This window comes from Pseudomonas sp. GW821-FHT01E05 (assembly GCF_059422425.1).
Genome location: NZ_JBWKWW010000009.1, coordinates 74035 through 98065 on the forward strand (window position 1 = coordinate 74035; position 24031 = coordinate 98065).

Annotated in this window: 25 protein-coding genes; 15 read left to right on the forward strand and 10 right to left on the reverse strand. The window is 58.0% G+C overall.

Annotation, left to right across the window (positions count from 1 at the left end; translation table 11 throughout):
* Positions 1-72 precede the first annotated feature (72 nt).
* The 6 genes from AC07W5_RS20305 to AC07W5_RS20330 form a co-directional block, all read right to left on the reverse strand.
* On the reverse strand, positions 73-2532 hold the full coding sequence (locus AC07W5_RS20305) for an EAL domain-containing protein (protein WP_495012783.1): 2460 nt from the start codon (positions 2530-2532) through the stop codon (positions 73-75).
* Between the two features lie 202 nt (positions 2533-2734).
* Positions 2735-4561, reverse strand: a complete 1827-nt coding sequence (locus AC07W5_RS20310; RefSeq protein ID WP_494993791.1) for an ABC transporter ATP-binding protein — start codon at positions 4559-4561, stop codon at positions 2735-2737.
* Positions 4554-5156, reverse strand: a complete 603-nt coding sequence (locus tag AC07W5_RS20315; protein WP_494993861.1) for a DsbA family protein — start codon at positions 5154-5156, stop codon at positions 4554-4556. Before AC07W5_RS20315 ends, AC07W5_RS20310 begins: the two co-directional genes overlap by 8 nt.
* Before the next feature lie 36 nt (positions 5157-5192).
* Positions 5193-6131 carry an oxygen-dependent tRNA uridine(34) hydroxylase TrhO gene (gene trhO / locus AC07W5_RS20320; protein WP_495024207.1) on the reverse strand — a complete coding sequence of 313 codons (939 nt, stop codon included), beginning with the start codon at positions 6129-6131 and terminating at the stop codon, positions 5193-5195.
* Positions 6132-6342: 211 nt separating this feature from the next.
* Positions 6343-6642, reverse strand: coding sequence for a BolA family protein (locus AC07W5_RS20325; protein WP_494993789.1), 300 nt, complete (start codon positions 6640-6642; stop codon positions 6343-6345).
* 12 nt (positions 6643-6654) lie between these two features.
* Positions 6655-7179: a DUF2059 domain-containing protein gene (locus AC07W5_RS20330; RefSeq protein WP_494993788.1), complete on the reverse strand. Its 525-nt coding sequence runs from the start codon at positions 7177-7179 to the stop codon at positions 6655-6657.
* A gap of 192 nt (positions 7180-7371) precedes the next feature.
* Here AC07W5_RS20330 and AC07W5_RS20335 point away from each other — a divergent pair, with 192 nt between their 5' ends.
* Positions 7372-8766, forward strand: a complete 1395-nt coding sequence (locus AC07W5_RS20335) for a class II fumarate hydratase (protein ID WP_494993787.1) — start codon at positions 7372-7374, stop codon at positions 8764-8766.
* Between the two features lie 163 nt (positions 8767-8929).
* Here the strand turns inward: AC07W5_RS20335 and prmB are convergent, their stop codons facing one another.
* Positions 8930-9838: a 50S ribosomal protein L3 N(5)-glutamine methyltransferase gene (gene prmB, locus AC07W5_RS20340; protein WP_495024208.1), complete on the reverse strand. Its 909-nt coding sequence runs from the start codon at positions 9836-9838 to the stop codon at positions 8930-8932.
* Between the two features lie 238 nt (positions 9839-10076).
* On the opposite strand from prmB, the gene AC07W5_RS20345 reads away from it, so the two are divergent.
* From AC07W5_RS20345 to AC07W5_RS20365, 5 genes are all read left to right on the forward strand, one after another.
* Positions 10077-10667 carry a cysteine hydrolase family protein gene (locus AC07W5_RS20345; protein WP_494993785.1) on the forward strand — a complete coding sequence of 197 codons (591 nt, stop codon included), beginning with the start codon at positions 10077-10079 and terminating at the stop codon, positions 10665-10667.
* A gap of 132 nt (positions 10668-10799) precedes the next feature.
* The gene (locus AC07W5_RS20350) at positions 10800-11120 is read left to right on the forward strand and encodes a hypothetical protein (protein WP_495012780.1); all 321 of its coding nucleotides are present in this window, start codon (positions 10800-10802) and stop codon (positions 11118-11120) included.
* 76 nt (positions 11121-11196) lie between these two features.
* Complete coding sequence (locus tag AC07W5_RS20355; RefSeq protein WP_494993783.1) at positions 11197-11754, forward strand: Smr/MutS family protein; 558 nt, start codon at positions 11197-11199, stop codon at positions 11752-11754.
* A gap of 77 nt (positions 11755-11831) precedes the next feature.
* Positions 11832-12377 (forward strand): GTP cyclohydrolase I FolE, encoded by a 546-nt coding sequence (gene folE / locus AC07W5_RS20360; RefSeq protein ID WP_494993782.1) that lies wholly within the window; start codon positions 11832-11834, stop codon positions 12375-12377.
* A gap of 102 nt (positions 12378-12479) precedes the next feature.
* Positions 12480-12851: a glutathione S-transferase N-terminal domain-containing protein gene (locus AC07W5_RS20365; protein ID WP_495024209.1), complete on the forward strand. Its 372-nt coding sequence runs from the start codon at positions 12480-12482 to the stop codon at positions 12849-12851.
* Between the two features lie 156 nt (positions 12852-13007).
* On the opposite strand, the gene AC07W5_RS20370 is transcribed toward AC07W5_RS20365, so the two are convergent.
* Entirely contained in the window at positions 13008-13610 is a 603-nt protein-coding gene (locus AC07W5_RS20370) for a glutathione S-transferase family protein (protein ID WP_494993780.1), read from the reverse strand.
* Positions 13611-13621: 11 nt separating this feature from the next.
* Entirely contained in the window at positions 13622-14788 is a 1167-nt protein-coding gene (locus AC07W5_RS20375; RefSeq protein WP_494993779.1) for an aminotransferase-like domain-containing protein, read from the reverse strand.
* A gap of 81 nt (positions 14789-14869) precedes the next feature.
* Between AC07W5_RS20375 and AC07W5_RS20380 the strand changes: the two genes are divergently transcribed.
* The 3 genes from AC07W5_RS20380 (at position 14870) to AC07W5_RS20390 (ending at position 17714) form a co-directional block, all read left to right on the forward strand.
* Positions 14870-15310: a MarR family transcriptional regulator gene (locus tag AC07W5_RS20380; RefSeq protein ID WP_495024210.1), complete on the forward strand. Its 441-nt coding sequence runs from the start codon at positions 14870-14872 to the stop codon at positions 15308-15310.
* 363 nt (positions 15311-15673) lie between these two features.
* The gene (locus AC07W5_RS20385; protein ID WP_494993777.1) at positions 15674-17023 is read left to right on the forward strand and encodes an NCS2 family permease; all 1350 of its coding nucleotides are present in this window, start codon (positions 15674-15676) and stop codon (positions 17021-17023) included.
* A 64-nt stretch (positions 17024-17087) separates the two neighbouring features.
* Positions 17088-17714, forward strand: coding sequence for a LysE family translocator (locus AC07W5_RS20390; protein WP_495024211.1), 627 nt, complete (start codon positions 17088-17090; stop codon positions 17712-17714).
* Between the two features lie 225 nt (positions 17715-17939).
* On the opposite strand, the gene uraH is transcribed toward AC07W5_RS20390, so the two are convergent.
* A complete protein-coding gene (gene uraH, locus AC07W5_RS20395) occupies positions 17940-18293 on the reverse strand; it encodes a hydroxyisourate hydrolase (RefSeq protein WP_489357023.1) in 354 nt (117 codons plus the stop codon).
* 436 nt (positions 18294-18729) lie between these two features.
* Here uraH and puuE point away from each other — a divergent pair, with 436 nt between their 5' ends.
* The 6 genes from puuE to AC07W5_RS20425 all read left to right on the forward strand — a co-directional run bounded on the left by puuE (position 18730) and on the right by AC07W5_RS20425 (position 23922).
* Positions 18730-19659, forward strand: a complete 930-nt coding sequence (puuE, locus tag AC07W5_RS20400) for an allantoinase PuuE (RefSeq protein WP_495024212.1) — start codon at positions 18730-18732, stop codon at positions 19657-19659.
* The gene (gene uraD / locus AC07W5_RS20405) at positions 19656-20171 is read left to right on the forward strand and encodes a 2-oxo-4-hydroxy-4-carboxy-5-ureidoimidazoline decarboxylase (protein WP_494993774.1); all 516 of its coding nucleotides are present in this window, start codon (positions 19656-19658) and stop codon (positions 20169-20171) included. Before puuE ends, uraD begins: the two co-directional genes overlap by 4 nt.
* Positions 20172-20261: 90 nt before the next feature.
* On the forward strand, positions 20262-21257 hold the full coding sequence (gene alc / locus AC07W5_RS20410) for an allantoicase (RefSeq protein ID WP_494993773.1): 996 nt from the start codon (positions 20262-20264) through the stop codon (positions 21255-21257).
* A 139-nt stretch (positions 21258-21396) separates the two neighbouring features.
* Positions 21397-21900 (forward strand): ureidoglycolate lyase, encoded by a 504-nt coding sequence (locus AC07W5_RS20415; RefSeq protein WP_489072066.1) that lies wholly within the window; start codon positions 21397-21399, stop codon positions 21898-21900.
* A gap of 50 nt (positions 21901-21950) precedes the next feature.
* On the forward strand, positions 21951-23249 hold the full coding sequence (locus AC07W5_RS20420) for a urate hydroxylase PuuD (protein ID WP_495012774.1): 1299 nt from the start codon (positions 21951-21953) through the stop codon (positions 23247-23249).
* Between the two features lie 142 nt (positions 23250-23391).
* Positions 23392-23922 carry a solute carrier family 23 protein gene (locus AC07W5_RS20425; protein ID WP_495024213.1) on the forward strand — a complete coding sequence of 177 codons (531 nt, stop codon included), beginning with the start codon at positions 23392-23394 and terminating at the stop codon, positions 23920-23922.
* Positions 23923-24031 lie beyond the last annotated feature (109 nt).

Consider the following 24031-nt stretch of genomic DNA (forward strand, 5'->3'; position numbering starts at 1 on the left):
GCCGGTTCTGTTGAACGTGTCGATCACTGTCGAGCTCCTTTTGATTGTGATTGTACGGATCAGCAAGAGATTTCAACGGAACGTGCCAGGCGCCTTGAATAACAAAGGCTGTGGTCGCGCGGGCCGACACTGCAGGCTGTCACAGGTAAACAATTGCGGGCGTTGGATAATGTACCCTTGAGCGTAATCCACTCCGATTTCCAGCAAGGCCTGCTCAATCTGAGGTGTTTCAACAAACTCTGCAATCGTGCGCTTACCCATGACATGACCGATGTGATTGATCACTTCGACCATAGCGCGGTTAATCGGGTCGTCCAGCATATCCTTTACGAAACTTCCATCGATCTTCAAGAAGTCTACAGGTAAATGTTTAAGATAGGCGAACGAGGACATACCAGCACAAAAGTCATCTAGTGAGAAATGGCATCCCAAGCCTTTGAGCTCATTAATAAATCTAATTGCACTTCCCAGATTGGAAATTGCACTGGTTTCTGTGATTTCAAAACAAATCATTTCAGGAGGGACAGCGTAGGCAATGAACTGCTCACGCAGGAAGTCCAGGAAGTCGTCATCTCCGATAGTAATGCCCGAGAGGTTTATCGCACACATGGCCATCGGCCCTTCGCGCTCTTCAGCAATACATTGGGCGATGATCTTGAATACATTCTGTACCACCCAACGATCCAGCGATGTCATCAACCCGTAACGTTCGGCGGCAGGAATAAAGCTGTTGGGCAGAATCATTCGCCCTGCTTCGTCATGCAACCGCAGCAATATTTCGATATGCCCGCCCCCGCGCTCCGTCTGACCCAACGCAGCGATTTCCTGGGCATATAAACAAAAGCGGTTTTCCTCCAGCGCCATGTGCAGTCGTTGCACCCACGCCATCTCGCCAAAGCGCAAGGACAACTCCGAATCGTCGGCATGGTAGACCTGCACCCGATTACGCCCTTTCTCTTTGGCCATGTAGCAGGCCATATCGGCGGCACGCAATGACGCCTCAAGGGTTGTGGGCGTTTGCGCGACGTGAACCAGGCCGATGCTGACCGTGGTCAGAAAAGGCCGGCCCTTCCATACGAAATGGAGGTTCTGCACGGTCTGGCGCAACCCCTCGGCGATCTTCTCTCCGGCGTCCGGCGGGCAGTTTTCAAGCAAAATGCCGAATTCATCTCCACCCAGGCGCGCCAGGGTATCGCCTTCGCGCAAGCCCGATTGCAACAAGGCACAGATATGCCGAAGCAGTTCATCGCCCGCTGCATGCCCGCACGTGTCATTGACCAACTTGAACTGATCCAGGTCGAGAAACATCAAGGCATGGCGGCCCGGCTGGCGTGCCAGATTGTGCAGGGCTTGTTCGAGCCGATATTCGAATTCGCGACGATTGGCCAGGCCCGTCAGAGCATCGTGAGTCGCCTGCCATGACAGATTGGCGATGTATTGACGCTCTTGTGTCATGTCGTGCAGCACCAGTACCGTGCCGCTGACTTTACCGGCGTTCTGGATCGGCGCGCCGACCAGGGTGACCGACACGGTACTGCCGTCCAGGCGCTGAATGAGTTTGGAGTGCTCACTGCCACCACTGAGTTGACCACTCAAAATGTGCTCGATCAGGGTAAAACCATCAGTCTGGGCGTTTTCATCCAAAAGATTGAATAACGCAGCCAACGGCAGACCGTTGGCCTGCTCGGCTTTCCAGTGAGTCAGCTCTTCAGCCGCCGGGTTCATGTAAGCGATCGCTCCCCCGACATCCGTAGTGATAACGCCATCACCAATGGATTGCAGCGTGATTTGCGCCCGTTCTTTTTCCAGCTGCAAGGCATCGGCAAATGCGTGGCGCTGCTTCAGAAGCTTGTGGGTACGCAATAGTGCCAGGGCGATCAACCCCAGCGCTGTGGCCAGATTGGTGTACAGCAACAATCTCAGAATGACCCGCGACCCTTCGCCCAATGCATCGCTAAAGGCCTTGGCAGCGGGCGTCACACTGTCGTTAATGGCAAGTATCAAGGCCTTCCAGCGCTGAAAATCGGCAGGTTTGGCTTGATCACTGATGATGCCCCGGTGCATCTCCCTGGCGACAGTATCCAGTTGTAGCAGGTAGCTATCGCCCACAGTCCATCGACTGATGGCTTCTTCCAGGTAGCTGAAGTGGCGAAAGTTCAGGTACAACCAGATCAGGCTTGATATGTCATCCGGATGGTTACCACCATTGAGGATCCCCAGACGTGCAGCGTCAAGGTCCGGGGGCTGACGATCCAGGGCGATACGCAGCTCATGCCCACCCTGCGGCACGGCGATGGCGTGCTGGTACTTGAGAAAAATCGCTTCGTCGCGGCTGTCGGCATACAGATTGAGGTAATAGATAGCGTCTTTCTGGCCCTTGGACCATAGACTTTCACCCGCAACATAGCCGCGCACCGCTGACAGAACGTACAGGCTGACGCCGCCCAGCAATGCCTGAAATAACACAACGGCAATAAATGGCCAGACGATACCCAATAATCGTGGTGTTCCGAGAGTCCGCGTTTGCTTCATGAGGTCCCTTGCATAAGCACTGCCAGATGAACACCCGAGTGAGCTCTGCTCCTAACAGCACAGACTAGGCTAATTTCCAATAATTCGAACTGATCGATGCGTCGTTCGAAATCTATTTAGTTGCAAGGCAAAAGTTGAACGCCGCTAGAGCAACATTTTTTCTAAGGAATTCAAGCACTAAGCACAGAAAAGCGGTCAAAACTCAAGGTTGTTGAACTTGCTGCAGATGGCCATAAAGCTTGGCGTACAGGCCGCCGTCGGCAATCAGCTGCTGATGGTCGCCATCTTCGGCAATATGCCCGCCATCAAACACAAGTACTCGATCAGCCTGTTTTACCGCAGACAGACGGTGAGCAATGATTAATGTTGTCCTGCCGTTTAAATAGCGCGCCAGCGCCTGGTGCAGGTTGTACTCGGTAGCAGCGTCCAGCGCAGAGGTGGCCTCATCGAGTATCACCACCTTGGGTTCAGCCAGGACCATCCGCGCAATAGCCAGACGCTGTCGCTGACCGCCAGACAAGCGCACCCCGGAGCGCCCGACGATACTATCCAGCCCCTGCGGCAAGGCTTTGACGGTGGTATCCAGTTGGGCAATTTCCAGCGCCTGCCAGCAGGCCTCATCACTGCGTAAACGCCCCATGGTCAGGTTGGCCCGTACCGTATCGTTGAACAGCGCCGGGTGCTGCAGCACGACTGCGACATGCTCGCGCACGGTTTCCAGACCGATTTCCTGTTGGGTCGAACCGCCGAAGCGGATGCTGCCCGACAGCGGCGTATAGAGCCCTAGAAGCAATTGCACCAGGGTACTTTTGCCACCACCGCTGGCACCAACGATCGCGACTTTTTCGCCGGGAGCAATGGACAGGTTCATCTGATCCAGCACCAATTCGTCGCCGTAACCGAAGCTCAAACCGCGGACCTCGATCCCCACCGTCTCGCGCCCCTGAAAAGGGTTATTACCACCGGGATACTGCGGCTCATCGGCACGCGACAGCAACTCATTGATCCGCGTCAACGCCCCACCCGCCGAGTAGTAGGCGTACTGCAAATTGAGCAATTGCTCGACCGGACCGATCATGAACCAGAGATAACTGAACACCGCCAGCATCTGGCCAATGGACAGGTCAGAGAACAGCACGGTGAGCATGGCCGCCGCACGAAAGATGTCGATGCCAAACTGGAACAGTAAACCGCTGGCCCGGCTGGAGGCGTCGGTCTTCCATTGTGAGTTCACCGCATAGTCGCGAACTTCCTGCGCCCGCAGGCCCAGACGCCCGAGGAAAAAGCCCTGGCGATTGCCGGCGCGGACTTCCTGGATCGCATCAAGGGTTTCGGTGAGCGCCTGGGTAAATCGCGAAGTGCTGTCGTTCTCCAGTTTTTTCAGGTGTTTGACCCGTTTGCCCAGTTGCACCGTGGCGTAAATCACCAGCGGATTGAACAGCAGAATCAACAACGCCAGCTGCCAGTGCATCCAGACCAGAATGCCCGCGGTCCCGACCAGTGTCAGCATGGCCACCAGAAAGCGACTGAGGGTTTCACCCACAAATTTATCAACGGTATCCAGATCGGTGACCAAATGGGTGGTCACCGTACCGCTGCCCAGACTTTCGTACTCGCCGAGGGAGATGCGCTTGAGTCGCTCGATCAGCCTGACACGAATGCGGTAGACGATATCTTTGGCCAGGCTTGCGAACAATCGCGCCTGCAGCACGTTGAACAGCAACGCGCCGCAACGCAGTGTCAGGGTGATCAGCAACATCAGGCCGATGTAACCTGCGGCTCTTTGCCAGTCTGTCGGTAGAGCGTGATTCATGACCTTGAGCGCGGCATCGCCACGCCCCAGCAGCACTTCATCCACCAACAATGGCAACAGCAAGGGGATCGGCACGCTGCATAGCGTCGCCAACACCGCTACGCCGTTGGCAATCCACAGGGATTTCTTGTGATGTAGCGCCAAACGGCGGATTTCCGCCCAACTCAGTCGATCGATTCGCTTGGGTTGCTCCACACTATCGGGTTGATCATGCACAGGCGGCACGCTCCAGCCAACGACCGAGCAATGGGGAGAGTTCGTTCAGCGGCTGATAGCCATTGGTCAACAGCGCCAGTTGACCATCGCGCTCAGCGAGTAAGGTCGGGAAACCAGCGATACCCAGGTCCTGCACCCAGGTGAAATCCGCCGCCGTCGCCGCGTGCTGCTCGGCGCGATCGAAAGCTGCTGCAAACTCGATACGCGGCACACCAGCTTTTTCAGCCAGATCCACCAGCACACTGGCGAGGGTGACGTCGCGACCTTCAGCATAAAAGGCGTGCTGAATCAGCTTGAGCAGTTTCCAGGCGCAATCCGGTGCCAGACTGCGCGCGGTGACCACCGCCCGGCAGGCCGGCTCGGTGTCATAGACAAAACCGTCGGGCAAAGCGCCCTCGAACTTGAACGGTTGGCCAGTGGCCTCGGTGACCGCCTGCCAATGCTCAAGGATGTAACGCCGCGTGGTCGGTTCCAGTGCTGCACCACTGCCGGTCCTTAAGCCGCCGACCACCAGGTGCAATTCAACGCCCGCGGCTTGAGCCTGCTCTACCAGGGCCTCGGCCACCGGAGCAAAGCCCCAGCACCAGGAACACATCGGGTCCATTACATAGAGCAGGCGTGCGGACATGGCTCAGGCCTCGGATGGCTGACGGTAGTTGAAACCAATCGGGTGCGGCTGGTTGCGGGCTTTCGCCAGTTCGATCTGCTTCTGCCGGTCGATGGCACTGCGTCGGGTTTTCTCGCTCAGCTTATCCCAGCAATGCGGGCAACTGATGCCGGCCACATAGTGCTCGCTGGCGCGGTCTTCGACACTGATGGGTGTACGGCAGGCATGACACTGATCGTAGTCGCCTTCACTCAAATCGTGACGCACGGTAACCCGGTTATCGAAGACAAAGCAGTCGCCGCGCCACTGACTTTCTTCCTGCGGTACCTCTTCGAGGTACTTCAGAATGCCGCCTTTGAGGTGATACACCTCGTCGAAGCCCTGGCTGAGCATGTAGCTCGAAGCCTTCTCGCAACGAATGCCGCCGGTGCAGAACATGGCGACTTTCTTGTGTTTGCCCGGATCGAAGTTGGCTTTGATGTAGTCAGGGAACTCGCGAAAACTGGTGGTTTTCGGGTCGATCGCGCCTTCGAAGGTGCCGATCGAGACTTCATAGTCGTTGCGGGTATCAATCAGCAGTACTTCCGGGTCACTGATCAGTGCGTTCCAGTTCTGCGGATCGACATAAGTGCCGACCTGTTTGTTCGGGTCGACACCGTCAACGCCGAGGGTGACGATCTCTTTCTTGAGCTTGACCTTGGTCCGATAGAACGGCTGATCTTCGCAGTACGACTCTTTGTGATCGATGTCGTCCATGCGTGGATCGCTCTTCAACCAGGCCATGAGCCCGTCGATGCCTTCACGACTACCGGAAACGGTGCCGTTGATGCCTTCTTCAGCGATCAACAACGTGCCTTTGATGCCGTTATCGACCATCGCCTGCAGCAATGGCTCGCGCAGGGCGACGTAATCCTCAAGGGTGACGAACTTATACAGTGCCGCCACGACAATGTTTTGTGTCATGGGTAATCTCCAGGTGGCTACCCTCGTAAAGGGTGAACCGGACGCAAAAAAAACGCGCCGACTGATTAGCGGCGCGTTGCGGATTCTAGCAAAAACAGCTGCGATTGGCTCTAGATCGTCAAGATCGTCCGAACGCGGCCCGAACCTTCAGCAGTTCCTGCAAAAGCCCGCCCTGCGCGCCCCCGCAGGAGCTGCTGCAGGCTACGATCTTTTAATGCTTGCTGCCGCCGGCGCAGGTCGGCGATGCCGGAGCCGCGCCGATCTTCGCCCATTCTTCAGGCGTGTAGGTATGCAGCGCCAACGCATGAAACTCCCCCATCAGCTCGCCGAGAGTGGCGTAAACCTTCTGGTGGCGCTTGACGCTGTTAAGCCCGGCAAACTGTTCACTGACCAGCACCGCCTTGAAGTGGGTTTGCAACCCACGACTGTGCATATGGCTTTCATCCAGTACCTGCAGATGCTCGGGCTGCAATGCGCTCAGCGCCGATTCAATACGTTGTTGCATGGTCATTCCCGACTCCGCTCAAGGCTTTTTCTTGGCCGGCGCTTCTGCGGCTTTTGGCTCAAGTTCGGCGGTCATGTCAGCGAGCAGCTTGTTGACCACAGGTACCGCACTTTCCAGTTTGGCCTGAGTCATCTGGGCCGATTGCTGAGTCAGCTGCGGCATTTTTTCCAGGACTTTCTTGCCCAGCGGCGACTGGTAGAACGCTACCAGGTCCTTGAGTTCGGACTCGCTGAAGTTGGTGGTGTAGAGCTTGACCATGTCCGGCTTGAGTTTATTCCAGCCAATGGCCTGGTCCAGAGCGGCGTTGGCCTTGGCCTGGTAGGTTTCCAACAGGGCTCTTTTGGACTCCGGGGCCTTGGTTTGTTCAAAGCGCTGGGCGAACATTTGCTGCACTTGCATGTACACCGGGGTACCGAGCTTGTCGGCGTGTGCCAGAGTCAGGAAGGCTTCGGCACTGGCGTTGTGGCTGGCGGTATCGGCAAGAACCTGGCCGCTGGCGCAAACCAGAACAACCGCGGTACAGATGGCACGAAAACGAGTCATCAAGTTTCCTTTTCTAGCTGGCGAGGTAAAACCCCAAGGGCGACCATTCTGCGCCTAAAAAACTCTGTCGCTCAACCCCAAGCCTTGCCACACCTGATTTGCAAGGGTTGAACGGTAGAAAAATCGACTAATGGAACCCTAATGGCAGATCACGGCCTAAACTGGCGAATCAGACCAACAGGAGTGCGACCGATGAGCCGTATCGAAACCGACAGCCTTGGCCAGATTGAAGTCCCTGATGACGCCTACTGGGGCGCTCAAACGCAACGCTCGCTGATCAACTTCGCCATCGGCAACGAACGCATGCCGATTACGGTGCTGCACGCACTGGCACTGATCAAGAAGGCCGCTGCACGGGTCAACAACCGCAATGGCGACCTGCCCGCCGACATCGCCCGCCTGATCGAACAGGCCGCCGACGAGGTGCTCAATAGCGAGCATGATGCCCAGTTCCCGCTGGTGGTCTGGCAGACCGGCAGCGGCACCCAAAGCAATATGAACGTCAACGAGGTAATCGCCGGGCGCGCCAATGAACTGGCCGGCAATCCGCGCGGCGGCAAAAGCCCGGTGCATCCCAACGATCACGTCAACCGCTCGCAGAGCTCCAACGACTGCTTCCCCACCGCCATGCACATCGCTGCCGCCCAAGCGGTGCAGCAACATCTGCTGCCGGCAATCAACGAACTGTCCGGTGGTTTGGCACAGCTGTCGGCAGGGCACATGAAGCTGGTCAAGACCGGCCGTACGCACATGATGGACGCGACGCCGATCACCTTTGGCCAGGAACTCTCAGCGTTCATAGCGCAGCTCGACTATGCCGAACAGGCGATTCGAAGCGCGTTGCCTGCGGTGTGCGAACTGGCTCAGGGCGGCACCGCCGTTGGCACGGGGCTCAACTCGCCTCACGGTTTTGGCGAAGCGATCGCTGCCGAACTGGCCGCCCTCTCCGGTCTGCCGTTCGTCACTGCACCGAACAAGTTTGCCGCACTGGCCGGCCATGAGCCGCTGACCACGTTATCCGGCGCGCTGAAAACCCTCGCCGTGACCCTGATGAAAATCGCCAATGATCTGCGCTTGCTGGGCTCTGGCCCTAGAGCCGGTTTTGCAGAAGTAAAACTGCCAGCCAATGAACCCGGCAGTTCGATCATGCCCGGCAAGGTCAATCCGACCCAATGCGAAGCGCTGTCGATGCTCGCCTGCCAGGTACTGGGCAACGATGTGGCCATCGGCTTCGCCGCCAGCCAGGGCCACCTGCAACTGAACGTGTTCAAACCGGTGATCATCCATAACCTGCTGCAATCGATCCGTCTGCTGGGCGATGGGTGCAGCAACTTCCAGCAGCATTGCATTGCCGGACTGGAACCTGACCCTGTGCAAATGGCGGCGCACCTGGAGCGCGGCTTGATGCTGGTGACGGCGCTGAACCCGCATATCGGCTATGACAAGTCAGCAGAAATCGCCAAGAAAGCCTATGGCGAAGGCCTGACCCTGCGCGAGGCTGCGCTGCAATTGGGTTATCTGACAGATGCAGAGTTCGATGCCTGGGTCAGACCGGAGAATATGCTGGAGGCTGGCAAACAGGGGTAGAAGCTGGCGCAGCCTGCGATGATCGTTCCCACGCTCTGCGTGGGAACGCCTTACCGGACGCTCCGCGTCCGCTTTGTGACGCAGAGCGTCACGGGCTGCATTCCCACGCGGGAGCATGGGAACGATCAAAGATCGCAGCCTGCGCGATTGCGTTTTCCCGCCATCAAACCCTTGAAGCAAACAATGCCTGATGCTGACGGCACTGCTCGGCAGTGAGCATGAACACGCCGTGGCCGCCGCGTTCAAATTCCAGCCAGGCGAAATCCACTTCCGGGTACAGCGCTTCGACGTGCACCTGGCTGTTGCCGACTTCGACGATCAGTAAACCTTTTTCGGTCAGGTGATCCGCCGCTTCGCTGAGCATGCGTCGCACCAGATTCAAGCCGTCCTCACCACAAGCCAGCCCCAGTTCTGGCTCATGCTGGTATTCATCCGGCATGTCGGCGAAATCTTCAGCATCGACGTACGGCGGATTGGAAACGATCAAGTCGAAGCGCTGGCCCGGCAGCCCATCGAAACCATCACCTTGAACTGTGAATACGCGCTCGTCGACACCGTGACGCTCGATGTTCTGATTGGCAACTTCCAGGGCTTCGAACGACAGGTCGGCCAGCACCACTTCAGCGTTCTGGAATTCATAAGCGCAGGCAATGCCGATGCAGCCGGAACCTGTGCACAGGTCAAGAATGCGTGCAGGCTCGGCGCCCAACCACGGTTCGAAACGTTTTTCGATCAGCTCGCCGATCGGTGAACGCGGGATCAGCACTCGCTCGTCAACGATGAACGACATACCGCAAAACCACGCCTCGCCCAGCAAATAAGCCGTCGGGATTCGTTCCTCGATACGACGCTTGAGCAGCCGTTGCAGGTTGACCAGCTCGTCATCTTCCAGGCGGCAGTCCAGATAGCTGTCGGCAATTTCCCAAGGCAGGTGCAACGCGCCAAGCACCAATTGACGGGCTTCGTCCCAGGCGTTGTCTGTCCCATGGCCGAAAAACAAATCCTCCCCATGAAAACGGCTGACGGCCCAACGGATGTGGTCGCGCAAAGTGCGCAGGCGAGAAGTGATCACGGGGGCAAACTCCTGAAAAAACGACGGATGATTCTAACAGCCAAAACCGTCCCCGACGACGCATGAAAAACGCTGGTCTGATGTAGGAGTTATCCGTTTTTGAGTCTTTTGGTCGAACGCAGCAACCCTCTTGACAAGGCTGTAGGCCAGCAACCACGCAGCTTACGTTGGTAGCCATTCACAGAAGCGCTCTGCCAGAGGACAATGTCGCAAAAGCCCCACTCAAAGGAGCCCCAGAATGTCCGTTCCAAAGACGATGTTTCAACTCAGCGGCCGTGGTTATGCACCGGCCAATTTGGGCCATGCCAGTCTGGTCATCATCGACGCCCAGAAAGAGTACCTCAACGGTCCCCTGGCCCTGACCGGCATGGATGCTGCCGTCGCAAACATCAAGAAACTGGTTGCCGCAGCTCGCACTGCCGGTCGGCCGATCATACATGTACGCCACCTCGGCACCGTGGGTGGTCTGTTCGACCCTCAAGGCGAGCGCGGCGAGTTCATCCCGGGGCTGGAACCACAAGGTGACGAGACCATCATCGGCAAGTTGCTGCCGAGCGCCTTCCATGGCACTGAACTGGAAAAGCGTCTGCAGGACTTCGGCTCGCTGGACCTGATCGTCTGCGGTTTCATGAGCCATTCCAGTGTCAGCACCACGGTGCGCGCGGCCAAGAACCTCGGCTTTCGCTGCACGCTGGTGGAGGATGCGTGTGCGACCCGCGATCTACCGTACAAGGGCGGAATCCTCAGCGCAGAACATGTGCAGCAGACCGAGATGGCCATCATGGCGGACAACTTTGCCACCCTTGCGCTGACCAAAGATCTGATCTGATCGACCGCTCAATGAGCGGCCCATCCAGCCGCTCATCCGCAAAAACCTCCCGGTCTCTGCAATTGTCTTAGCCTCAGGAACCACCCGGTCATCTCCCGGTCGAAGGGCCGATACCCATTGAGGAAGGTCGGAATGAAGATATCCGATGGATTTGACGCACGTCGCTTGCGCCCCAAAGGCCCAAGTAACTGGCGTTTTCGCCTGGGCGTAGCCTTTTCGGCAGTGCTGGCGATGTTTGGCCTGTTATTGGCCATGGCCGGTGCCGCCAGCCTTTTGGGCCACGCACCCGCGCTCGGCGAACTGAATGCCAGCCGAACCGGTTCGGCAGTCATTTTGGTGATGGGTCTATTGCTGCTGTACATCGGTATCAAGTTATGGCGTCGCTTCCGTCGCCGCCGGCGCCAGTCCAACGGGCTGAACATCGCGCCACACCTGATGAAAAAAAATGACTGAGTGCAGCGCGGCAGCTTTTTGTCATGCCCGATCCGCCTGGACTTGGGTAAACTAGCCGCCCTTCGCGGAGGCTGACATGCAAGACGACGATTTTTCCCTGTTCAAAAGCGAGATCCGCGGCGTCAAGCCGATCAAACATGATCGTGCCGAGACGGGCAAACCCAAGGCCGACCGTGCGCAAATCGCCAAACTGCGCCAGGCGGCTACCGTGCGCGCCGATGTGACCACCGTCGATGGCCTGTCCGATCAGTTTGTCATCGATGTCGGCCCGGAAGACGAGCTGATGTGGGCCCGTGACGGCGTTCAGGAAAGCCAGATGCGCAAGCTGAAGGTGGGCCAGATTCCTTTTGAAGGTAGCCTCGACCTGCACGGCATGAGCGTGGAAAAAGCCCGCGAGACTCTTTGGGCGTTTCTCGCTGAAGCGACCAGATTCGAAATCCGTTGCGTACGTGTCACCCACGGCAAGGCTGTGCGACTGGACGGCAAGCGGCCGATGATCAAGAGTCACGTCAACACCTGGTTGCGCCAGCACCCTCAGGTGCTCGGCTTCACTTCGTGCCAGGCTAAACATGGCGGTGCCGGTGCAGTTTATGTGATGCTCAAACGCACCATGATGGAAGGTCGTGACGAGTAAAGCGGTGTTGTCACGCTTGCAGCGCCGTGTCCGTCACCGTACCCTTGCCCTTTGCGTAAAATCCCACAGGTAGTTTCATGTCCCTGGAACAGAATTACACGGCGATTCTCGGCCAGCTTGGCGAGGACGTCTCCCGCGAAGGTTTGCTCGACACGCCAAAACGTGCCGCCAAAGCTATGCAGTACCTTTGCCGCGGTTATGAGCAAACGCTGGAACAGGTCACCAACGGTGCCTTGTTCAGTTCCGATAACAGCGAAATGGTGCTGGTCAAGGACATCGAGCTCTACTCGCTGTGCGAACACCACCTGCTGCCTTTCATCGGAAAAGCGCATGTCGCGTATATCCCTAGCGGCAAGGTACTTGGCCTGTCGAAAGTCGCGCGGATCGTCGACATGTACGCCCGCCGCCTGCAGATCCAGGAAAACCTCAGCCGGCAAATCGCCGAAGCGGTCCAGGAAGTGACCGGCGCTCTGGGCGTTGCGGTAGTTATCGAAGCCAAACACATGTGCATGATGATGCGCGGTGTGGAGAAACAGAATTCGTCGATGATCACCTCGGTGATGCTCGGTGAGTTCCGCGAAAATGCGGCGACCCGCAGCGAGTTTCTCAGCCTGATCAAGTAAACCCGGCGAACAAAAGGACCGGCGTTCATCGCCGGTTTTTTTTCGTCGGTAAAAAATCAGGTAAGCTGCCGCCCCTTCACTTATGGGCAAGAGGCTTTAACCGTGTTCGTCAAAGCGCTTCGAGTCGGCCTGGGCCAACTCATCATCTTCATCGACTTCATCACCCGTCCGCGCAAGCAACAGCGCACCGGCGCCGCTCAGGCTAAGGTCGAGCAAGCCGCCAGGGACTTGACCCTGTATCAATTCCACGCCTGCCCGTTCTGCGTGAAGACTCGCCGCACCCTACGCCGTCTGAATGTACCGGTGGCCCTGCGCGATGCGAAAAACAACGAACAGGATCGCCAGACCCTGCTGGAGCAAGGCGGCAAGATCAAAGTGCCGTGCCTGCGTATCGAAGAGAACGGCCAGACCACCTGGATGTATGAGTCCAAGGTGATCATTGATTATCTGGATAAGCGGTTTGCGGCAGCCTGAGCAACTTGTGTAGCGCTTACTGACGCCATCGCGAGCAAGGACAACGCGGAACCTGCAGGAGCCGGGCTTGCCCACGAAGAGGCGGGCACAAGCAACACAGGCTTCAGACAAAATTAAACCGGCTCATTGGCCGGTTTAATTGTTTTTGCGGTCAGCTCAATCGAGCATTCCGATGTGCTTTGGATGGCTGGCCACACGCTGCATCCAGGCCTGAATCCCCGGATAGCGACTCAGGTCAAAGCCGCCTTCATGGGCGACATGGGTATAGGCATACAGCGCGATATCCGCGATCGAATACTGCTCGCCCACCAGATACGGCGTGCGGGTGAGCTGATGCTCCATCACGTCCAACGCCTTGTAACCGCGTTTTTGCAGCTTTTCATATTCGTGGCGACGATCTTCCGGCAGGCCCAGATAGAGCTGGATAAACCGCGCTACTGCAATATACGGCTCGTGACTGTACTGCTCGAAGAACTGCCATTGCAGAACCTGGGTACGCAAGCGTGGTTCGCCCGGCAGGAACTCACTGCCGTCGGCGAGGAAGTTGAGGATCGCGTTCGACTCCCACAAGTAAGTGCCGTCCTCAAGTTCCAGCACCGGGATCTTGCCATTGGGATTCTTGGCCAGGAACTCGGCAGTCTGGGTGTCGCCCTTCAAAATATCCACGCTCTGCCACTGGAACTCGAGGCCCAGCAGATTGAGCATCAGCTTGATCTTGTAGCAGTTGCCCGAACGGTAATCGCCATAAACCTTGTACATAGCCCCTCCCCTTAAGCTTCCTGCGCAGCTTGTGCTTGACGTACGACGGCGGCCAGCCGCTTGAGACCTTCGTCCAGACGCGCTGAATCGATGTGGCTGAAATTCAGCCGCAAGTGACCTGGATTGCGATCCGGGTCGGAAAAAAACGGTTCGCCCGGCATGAACGCCACGTCTTGCGCCAGCGCCGGCTTGAGCAAAGTGCGGGTGTCCAGCGGTTTTTTCAAGGTCAACCAGAAAAACAGCCCGCCTTGAGGCACCTGCCAATCAGCCAGATCGGCGAAGTGTTTTTCAAGCGCCGCCTGAAAGGCATCGCGGCGCACGCGGTAAAAGCCACGCAGTTCGACCAGATGGTTGCGAAATTTTTCGGTGCCGATCCACTGCATCGCCTGCCACTGACCGACACGATTGGTGTGCAGGTCGGCTGACTGCTTGAGCCGCAACAGGTGCGGGAACAGATCCGGACTGGCAATCAAATAACCGACCCGCAGACCGGGTAGCAAGGTCTTGGACACCGTACCGGTGTAAATCCAGCTGGCCTTTTTCAAGCGACTGACGATCGGTGTGGCGCTGCCGTCATCGAAAGTCAGCTCGCGATAAGGTTCATCTTCGATCAGGGTCACGCCAAACTCGTCCAGCAACGCCGCCACCGCATCGCGTTTGGTCTCGCTGTAGCGCACCGCTGATGGGTTCTGGAAGGTTGGGATCAGGTAAATGAATGCTGGCTGGTGTTTTTCCAGGCGGGCGCGCAATTCCAGCAGATCCGGGCCGTCAGCTTGCAGCGGCACAGTCAGGCAGTGCGCACCGAACAGCTGGAAAATTTGCAGTGCCGCCAGGTAAGTCGGCGCTTCGAGAATGATCTCGGTGCCTTTGTCGATGTACAGCTTGGCGGCCAGATCGAGGGTCTGCTGGGATCCGCTGACCACCAATACCTGGCTGGCCTGGCACGGCACACCCAAGGCTCGAGCTTCGGCCGCGAGTGCTTCGCGCAATGCCGGCTCGCCTTCGCTCATGCCATATTGGCCCATCGACAGCGGCATGCCGGTCCATTCGATTTTGGGCAGCATCGCTTCGGCGGGCAGACCGCCGGCGAACGACATCACTTCCGGACGCTGGGCTGCGGCGAGGATTTCACGAATCAAAGAACTTTTAAGGCGCGAGACACGTTCGGAAAAAGCCATGGTGGTCACCGTAGCGAGGCTTGAGGAAAATAAGTCAAACTAGTTGACCGAAATTACGATGACACACGCAGATACGTCAATATGCTTGACCTTAAAAATCAAATTACTCAACAAGCCGCCATGGAAGCTTTTTTCTTCGGTTACCAGGCGTTCACCGCCAAAGCCGACGAAATGCTCGCACGCCGGGGCTTGAGCCGGGTGCATCAGCGCATCGTGTTTTTTATCGCCCGCTATCCAGGCCTCAGCGTGAAAGAACTGCTGACGGTGCTCGGGGTGAGCAAGCAAGCCTTGAACACTCCACTGCGTCAGTTGATGGAAATGCACCTGGTAAACAGCGTTGCGCCAGATTCGGACAAGCGTAAGCGTCTGCTGGAGCTGACCATCGAGGGCGCGCGCTTTGAGCAGTCGCTGCGACGTGAGCAGGTGAAACTTTTGCAGCGAGTGTTTGCCGAGGCCGGCGAGACCGCGGTGAATGGCTGGCTGGCGGTGAATAAGGCGCTGGGGGAAAACTGCTCGAGTTGAAGCCCCCCGCTTTTCCTGATCGTTCCCGCGCTCCGCGTGGGAATGCCGCCCTGGACGCTCTGCGTCCGCTTTGAAGCGTGACGCGGAGCGTCACAAGATGCATTCCCACGCAGAGCGTGGGAACGATCAATCAACGGGATCTGCCCCCTCCCTCTCCATATATCCTTCCTTTCATCCTTTTCGCACACAAAAACAAAAACATTATTTGCTTTATTTGTATACAAAAGCATAATTCGCTTCGTGCGAGTTCCTGACCTTACAGTCAACAAAAGCCCGCAAGCCTTACATGCCTCAAAGAGCCGCTGCCCACCATCGCGTGTCCGGTTCTGGAAAAAACAATAAAACTCTTGAGGAGTACTCGCTGTGGAAAGCCGCAAATCCGAAGCCCCTACGCTGGACCTTTCACCGTCGTTGAACAACAGCTGGCTGGAACGCCTCTTCAAGCTCAGTTTGCACGGCACCACGGTGAAGACCGAGCTGATTGCCGGTCTGACAACCTTCATCACCATGGCCTACATCATCTTCGTCAACCCGAACATCATGGCTGACGCCGGGATCGACCACGGCGCAGCCTTCGTCGCAACCTGCATCGCCGCCGCGCTGGGTTGCCTGTTGATGGGCTTGTACGCCAACTGGCCGGTCGGCCTGGCGCCGGGCATGGGCTTGAATGCCTTCTTCACCTACACCGTCGTCGGCACCATGGGCTACAACTGGGAAACCGCGCTGGGTGCGGTGTTCATTTCCGGTGTGCTGTTCATGATTCTGACCCTGTCACGGGTGCGTGAGTGGCTGCTCAACAGCATTCCGGTGAGCTTGCGTTATGCGATGGGCGCAGGGGTCGGATTGTTTCTTGGCATCATCGGCCTGAAAACCTCCGGGATTATCGTCGACAGCCCGGCCACCCTGATCAAACTCGGCTCCCTGCGTGAGCCTGGTCCGCTGCTGGCAGCGGTCTGTTTCCTGATGATTGCGGTGCTCAGCTATCACCGGGTATTCGGCGCGATCCTGATCAGCATCATCAGCGTAACCGCTGCCGGCTGGGGACTGGGTTTGGTGCAGTACAACGGAATCTTCTCCACCCCACCCAGCCTTGCCCCGACCTGGATGGCCATGGACATCGCCGGCGTGTTCAACGTCAGCATGATCAGTGTGGTGCTGGCGTTCCTCTTCGTGCACATGTTCGACACCGCCGGCACCCTGATGGGCGTCGCGCAACGGGCCGGTCTGGTGAACGCTGATGGCAAGATCGAAAACCTCTCCCGCGCATTGAAAGCCGACAGTGCTTCCAGCGTGTTTGGCGCAATGGTCGGTGTGCCGCCGGTCACCAGCTATGTGGAGAGTGCCGCCGGTGTAGCCGCGGGTGGCCGTACCGGTCTGACGGCAGTCACGGTTGGCGTACTGTTCATTGCCGCGATGTTTTTCGCGCCGCTGGCTGGCATGATCCCCGCTTATGCAACCGCTGGCGCACTGATATACGTGGCGATGCTCATGATGGGCGGCATGGAGCACATCAAGTGGAGCGAAGCCACTGACAGCATTCCGGCGATTGTCACCATGATCATGATGCCGCTGACCTTCTCGGTCGCCGACGGTATCGCACTGGGCTTCATCAGTTATGTTGTGTTGAAGGCCGGTACCGGCAAACACAAGGAAATATCCATCAGCTTATGGGTGCTGTGCGCGATCTTTATCGCCAAGTTCATTTTCTTGTAAGCAACAGACGCTTTAACCAGCCTCACCCCGCCGGGTGGGGCTTTTGCACATTAGGAGAAAAGTGATGAATCTGGAAACCTGGCTGTTGTTCAGCGGCGCCGCGCTGGTGGTAATTCTGATCCCGGGACCACTGTCTTTATTGATGATCAGCAACAGTTTGAACTACGGTTTGCGCCGCTCTTACCCGGCGTTTCTGGGCGGAGTGATTGCCTCCATCTGCCTGCTCAGCGCCTCGGCTTTGGGTCTTGGCGCCTTGCTGCTGGCCTCTGAGCAGCTGTTCAGCGCACTGAAAATCGTCGGCGCACTGTACCTGTTCTACCTTGCCTGGCAGAGCTGGCAGCAATCGCGGCAACCGGCCCACACCACAGAAGTGCCACACGCGGCACCTGTTCCGCGCTTTCGCGCACTGTTTGGGCGCGCGTTCGTATTGGGTGCGAGCAATCCCAAAGACATCCTGTTCTTCGCCGCCTTTCTGCCGCAGTTTCTCAGCGCCGAGCAGCCGTTTCTACCGCAGTTGTTGATCATGATCGCCACCTGGACCGCGCTTGATCTGCTCTGCAAGCTGGCCTACGGCCTCGGTGCCCATGGTGCAGCGCGGTATCTGCGCAGCGGCAAGGGTCAGAGCTGGTTCAACCGGATCAGTGCCGGGTTGTTCAGTGGCGCGGGCGCGGCTTCGTTGTTGAGCCGCTAAATGCATCGCGGTGTAGGAGCAGCCGGTCGACGCTCGATTGCTCACGATGGACGTTAACGATAACGCGTGTTTTCTGAATAAACGCGCCGCCCTTGAGTCCATCGTCGGAACGCCGCCCGGACCAATCGAGCGTCGACCGGCTGCTCCTACACACAGACGAAAAAAAGCCCGCAGTGTGAGCGGGCGAAAGACCAAAGAAGCTTTTGCGCAGATTCGTGGGGGAGTCTAGCTTCCTCGGTAAGTCGAATAGCTGTAGGGCGAAATCAGCAGGGGCACGTGATAGTGATCCTGCTCGGCCGAGATACCAAAGCGCAGCACCACCACATCGAGAAATGCCGGCTCCGGCAGCTGTACCCCGCGGGCACGGTAGTAGTCGCCTGCATGGAACTGCAGTTGATAGACCCCGGAACGGTAATCATCGCCCTGCAACAACGGCGCATCGCAACGGCCATCGCTGTTGGTCAGCGCGCTGGCGACCAGCTCCAGCTGCGTGCCTTCAACCCGGTACAACTCAACCTTGATCGAGCTGCCAGGGCAACCGTGTGCGGCATCCAATACGTGTGTAGTCAAACGTCCCATTGATTCTGCGCGCCTGCCTGCGGTTCAAGCAGCCAGGCCTCGCGCCTCCCGAAGTCAGTTAAAAAGGAGACCGCACCGTTTCGGAGCACGAAAAAGGGCGGCGAGCGACTGATTAAGACACTTTTCAAAAAAATTGTACACAATAAAAATCACCTATCTGCCTTCAGCCCTGTCAGCCTTGGGTTGTAAGTGAATTTACAGCCACGCCTTGAGATTAGGCGATATCCCATTAATTAGCTGACCAATCAGGCAGGTTTCTTGCAATACCCTTTTTTGATGACAATCAGTGAAATTTGCAAAAATTCAGGCTTACAAAGTGCCAATAAAGTTGTATACAATCATTCCATCGCTGTGACACCAGCCTGTCATCTCATCGCCAGGTCGTCACACACCCCTTGTCACGAACAAGACACCACGAACAAGAAGGAAGACTGCAGTGAGCGCTGACTACCCACGCGACCTGATCGGTTACGGCAGTAACCCTCCTCACCCACACTGGCCGGGCAATGCCCGCATCGCCTTGTCATTCGTACTCAATTATGAGGAAGGCGGCGAACGCAACATCCTGCACGGCGACAAAGAGTCGGAAGCCTTCCTCTCGGAAATGGTCTCGGCGCAGCCACTGCAAGGCGAGCGCAACATGAGCATGGAATCCCTTTACGAGTACGGCAGCCGTGCCGGCGTCTGGCGGATCCTCAAGCTGTTCAAGGAATTCAACATTCCGCTGACCATCTTCGCCGTGGCCATGGCCGCCCAGCGCCATCCAGACGTTATCCGCGCCATGGTTCAAGCCGGTCACGAGATCTGCAGCCATGGTTACCGCTGGATCGACTACCAGTACATGGACGAGGCGCAGGAACGCGAGCACATGCTCGAAGCGATCCGCATCCTCACCGAAATCAGCGGCGAGCGCCCGCTGGGCTGGTACACCGGCCGCACCGGGCCGAACACCCGTCGCCTGGTGATGGAAGAAGGCGGTTTTCTCTATGACTGCGACACCTACGACGACGACCTGCCCTACTGGGAACCGAACAACCCGACCGGCAAGCCACACCTGGTGATCCCGTACACCCTCGACACCAACGACATGCGCTTCACCCAGGTGCAGGGGTTCAACAAGGGCGACGATTTCTACCAGTACCTCAAAGACGCGTTCGACGTGCTCTACGCTGAAGGCGCCGAATCGCCGAAGATGCTGTCCATCGGTTTGCACTGCCGCCTGATCGGCCGCCCTGCCCGTTTGGCCGCACTGAAGCGTTTTATCGAGTACGCCAAGAGCCACGAGCAGGTCTGGTTCAGCCGCCGGGTCGACATCGCCCGCCACTGGCACCAAACCCATCCTTACCAGGGAGGGGACTCGAAATGAGCGCCTTTCAGACCCTCAAACCATCGACCTTGAGCCGTGAAGCCTTCGTCGACGCCTTCGCCGATATCTACGAACACTCGCCATGGGTTGCCGAAAAGGCCTACGACCTGGGCCAGGACGCCGGGATCGACCAGATTGAAACCCTGCACCAGCGCATGAGCGATATCCTGTTGAGCGCCGATCACGCCAGTCAGCTGGCACTGATCAACGCTCACCCGGACCTGGCCGGCAAAGCCGCCGTCCAGGGCCAACTGACCGAAGCCAGCACTAACGAACAGGCTGGCGCCGGTATTCACCAATGCTCGAGCGATGAGTTCCAGCGCTTCACCGAGCTGAACGAGGCCTACAAAGGCAAGTTCGCGTTCCCCTTCATCATGGCGGTAAAAGGCAGCGATCGGCATCAGATCCTCGCGGCGTTCGAAACGCGCATCCACAACTCGGTCGACACCGAATTCAAATGCGCGCTGGCAGAGATCAACAAGATCGCCCTGTTCCGATTACTGACTCTATAGCAACCTTGGCCCTGACGATTTCATGAACGCCGAAACCGCCCCGGGCCCTGCGAGCATCCCCAGCCACTTATTTCAAGGCAGACAAGAAGAATGAAAGCTTACGCCGTACCTTTCGAGAAGTTCGTCAACCTGGCCGACGCCCGCCTGGGCACCAAAATCATCTCGGTCACCGATGACTGGTTCGCTGACGCCAACCGCCTGTTCCAGCCGACCCCGGCCGTGTGGAAGGAGGGCGTTTTCGATGACAACGGCAAGTGGATGGACGGCTGGGAGTCGCGCCGCAAGCGCTTCGAAGGCTACGACAGCGCGGTAATCCGCCTGGGCGTGCCTGGCTCGATCAAAGGCGTGGACATCGACACCTCATTCTTCACCGGCAACTTCCCGCCGTCTGCCTCCCTGGAAGCCTGCTTCGTGGCTTGCGGCGAACCGACTGAAAACACCCAGTGGGTCGAAGTGCTGTCGGCTGTCGAGTTGCAAGGCAACAGCCATCACTTCCACGAGATCAATAACGATCAGGCCTTCAGCCACCTGCGTTTCAACATCTACCCGGATGGCGGCGTAGCGCGTCTGCGCGTATACGGCATTCCGTTCCGCGACTGGTCGGCGGTCGGCGACAACGAACAGATCGATCTGGCAGCTGCCCTGAACGGCGGTCGCGCCCTCGCTTGCTCCGACGAACACTTCGGTCGCATGAGCAACATCCTGAACCCGGGTCGCGGCATCAACATGGGCGACGGCTGGGAAACTGCCCGCCGTCGCACACCCGGCAACGACTGGGTAATCGTCGCCCTCGGCCACCCGGGCGAGATCGAAAAAATCATCGTCGACACCCTGCACTTCAAGGGCAACTACCCCGACACCTGCTCGATCCAGGGCGCGTTCGTCAAGGGCGGTACCGACAGCCAGATCGAGACCCAAAGCCTGTTCTGGCGTGAACTGCTGCCGGCCCAGAAGCTGGAAATGCACGCCGAGCACACCTTCGCCGAGCAGATCAAAGCCTTGGGCCCTATCACTCACATCCGCCTGAACGTGTTCCCGGACGGTGGTGTGAGTCGCCTGCGTGTACTGGGCAAGGTTGCAAAATAACAGATGATCGTTCCCACGCTCTGCGTGGGAATGCATACCGTGACGCTCCGCGTCACAGCGGACGCGGAGCGTCCATGCCGGCATTCCCACGCGGAGCGTGGGAACGATCGATACTGAACTCAAAGAAAAGAAGAACAGCATGCGCACATTGATGATTGAACCATTGACCAAAGAAGCCTTCGCCCCTTTCGGTGACGTGATCGAAACCGATGGCAGCGATCACTTCATGATCAACAACGGTTCGACCATGCGCTTCCATCGTCTGGCCGAGGTTGAAACGGCCACGCCAGACGACAAGGCGATCATCAGCATCTTCCGCGCCGATGCGCAGGACATGCCGCTGACCGTTTGCATGCTGGAGCGCCATCCGCTGGGCAGCCAGGCTTTCATACCGCTGCTCGGCAACCCCTTTCTGATCGTGGTCGCGCCACTTGGCGATGAACCTGTATCAGGCTTGGTCCGCGCCTTCGTCACCAACGGCAGGCAGGGCATTAATTACCATCGCGGCGTTTGGCACCATCCGGTGCTGACGATCGAAAAGCGGGATGACTTCCTGGTGGTTGATCGCAGTGGCACAGGCAATAACTGCGATGAGCATTTTTTCAAAGAGGATGAGCGTTTGATCCTCGCCCCCCACCAATAAGAGAAGGTCTGATCACTCGACAACAGAGTGACAGGCGAGAGGTAAAGACTGTGCAAGCACATCTGATGGAATGGCTGAACCTGAGCATACGCTGGGTTCACATGATCACTGGCGTCGCCTGGATCGGCGCTTCGTTCTACTTTGTCTGGCTGGAAAACAACCTCAATCGGGTCAACCCGAAAGAAGGTCTGGCAGGCGACTTGTGGGCGATCCACGGTGGCGGTATCTACCACCTGGAAAAATACAAACTGGCCCCGCCGACCATGCCGGACAACCTGCACTGGTTCAAATGGGAAGCCTACTTCACCTGGATGTCGGGGATCGCGCTGTTGTGCGTGGTGTTCTACTCCAACCCGGTTCTGTATCTCGTGGCACCCGGCAGCGGCCTGAGCGGCCCTGAAGGCGTAGCCATCGGCATCGGCTCGTTGTTCATCGGCTGGTTCGTCTATTCCTTCCTGTGCGATTCGGCGCTGGGCAAACGCCCTGCCCTGCTCGGCCTGATCCTGTTCGTGCTGTTGATCGCTGCGGCGTACGGCTTCAGCAAAGTGTTCAGCGGTCGCGGTGCGTACCTGCATGTCGGCGCCATTATCGGCACCATCATGGTCGGTAACGTATTCCGTATCATCATGCCGGCACAGCGCGCGCTCGTCGCAGCCATCGCCGAAAACCGAACGCCCGATCCGGCGTTGCCGGCCAAAGGCCTGTTGCGTTCGCGGCACAACAACTACTTCACCTTGCCGGTGCTGTTCATCATGATCAGCAACCACTTCCCGAGCACCTACGGCAGCCAATACAACTGGCTGATCCTGGCCGGGATCGCGGTGCTGGCGGTGTTGGTGCGTCACTACTTCAACACCCGTCACGAGAGCCACAAGTTCGCCTGGACCTTGCCTGTCGCGGCATTGGGCATGATCTGCCTGGCTTACGTGACCGGCCCGACACAGATGTCGAGCGCCCCTGAAGTGGCCAAGGCACCGGCGAAGATCGAGTACCAGCCGATTCCGGAAACCGCCATCAGTGGCGCCAAGCCTGAAGCCGCCCCACCCGCTGCGGCACCGACCCAGGCTTCCACTGCCAACGCTAGCGCCCCGGACTTCAACAAGGTTCACAGCGTGATTCAGGAACGCTGCGCGGTGTGCCATTCGGCCAACCCAACCAGCCCGTTGTTCAGCGCAGCTCCCGCCGGGGTGATGTTCGATACCCCGCAACAGATCCAGCAACTGGCACCGCGGATTCAGGCCCAGGCTGTCACCACTCAGATCATGCCCCTGGGCAACATCACACAGATGACCCAGCAGGAACGTGACCTGATCGGCGCCTGGATTGCTCAGGGAGCCCGGACCAACTAAGCAACATTTGAAACCGCCTTCGCGGGCAAGCCTCGCTCCTACGGACGGTGAGATCCTGTAGGAGCGAGGCTTGCCCGCGATGACCGAGCAGCGGTCGCCAGAATCAAAAAATCACAAGAATAAAAAAGATCCGAGGTGTTGCATGTCCGAGCTATCCGAAGCGCGCATCCCCGACGCACCCGCCGTTCAGCGCTTGCCCCTTTTGCAACTGATTCTGGTCGGCCTGCAACACGTTCTGCTGATGTACGGCGGCGCCATTGCTGTGCCGCTGATCATCGGACAGGCCGCGGGCCTGAGTCGTGAAGAAATCGCCTTCCTGATCAATGCCGACCTGCTGGTTGCCGGGATTGCCACCGTGGTGCAATCGCTGGGCATCGGTCCCATGGGAATTCGTATGCCGGTGATGATGGGCGCCAGTTTCGCTGCGGTGGGCAGCATGGTGGCCATGGCTGGCATGCCAGGCATCGGCATGACCGGGATCTTCGGGGCGACCATCGCTGCCGGTTTCTTCGGCATGCTCATCGCGCCGTTTATGTCCAGGGTGGTGCGCCCCATCACCCACAGCGGCATCGCCATGGCGACCATCAGTGCCCTCTCGTTGAACCTGTTGTTCAACATATTGGGTGGTGCTGAACGAGCCGCCAGTAACGCTCGGCAAGCCCACCAGCACTGACCTGAGGGGCGGTACGCCTGCCGCCCCCGCGGTGTCAGCCGTTTTAGTCAACACCCACTACACACACATGACTGCGACCGGACTTGAAGCCTGGTCGCAGTCAGCGGCT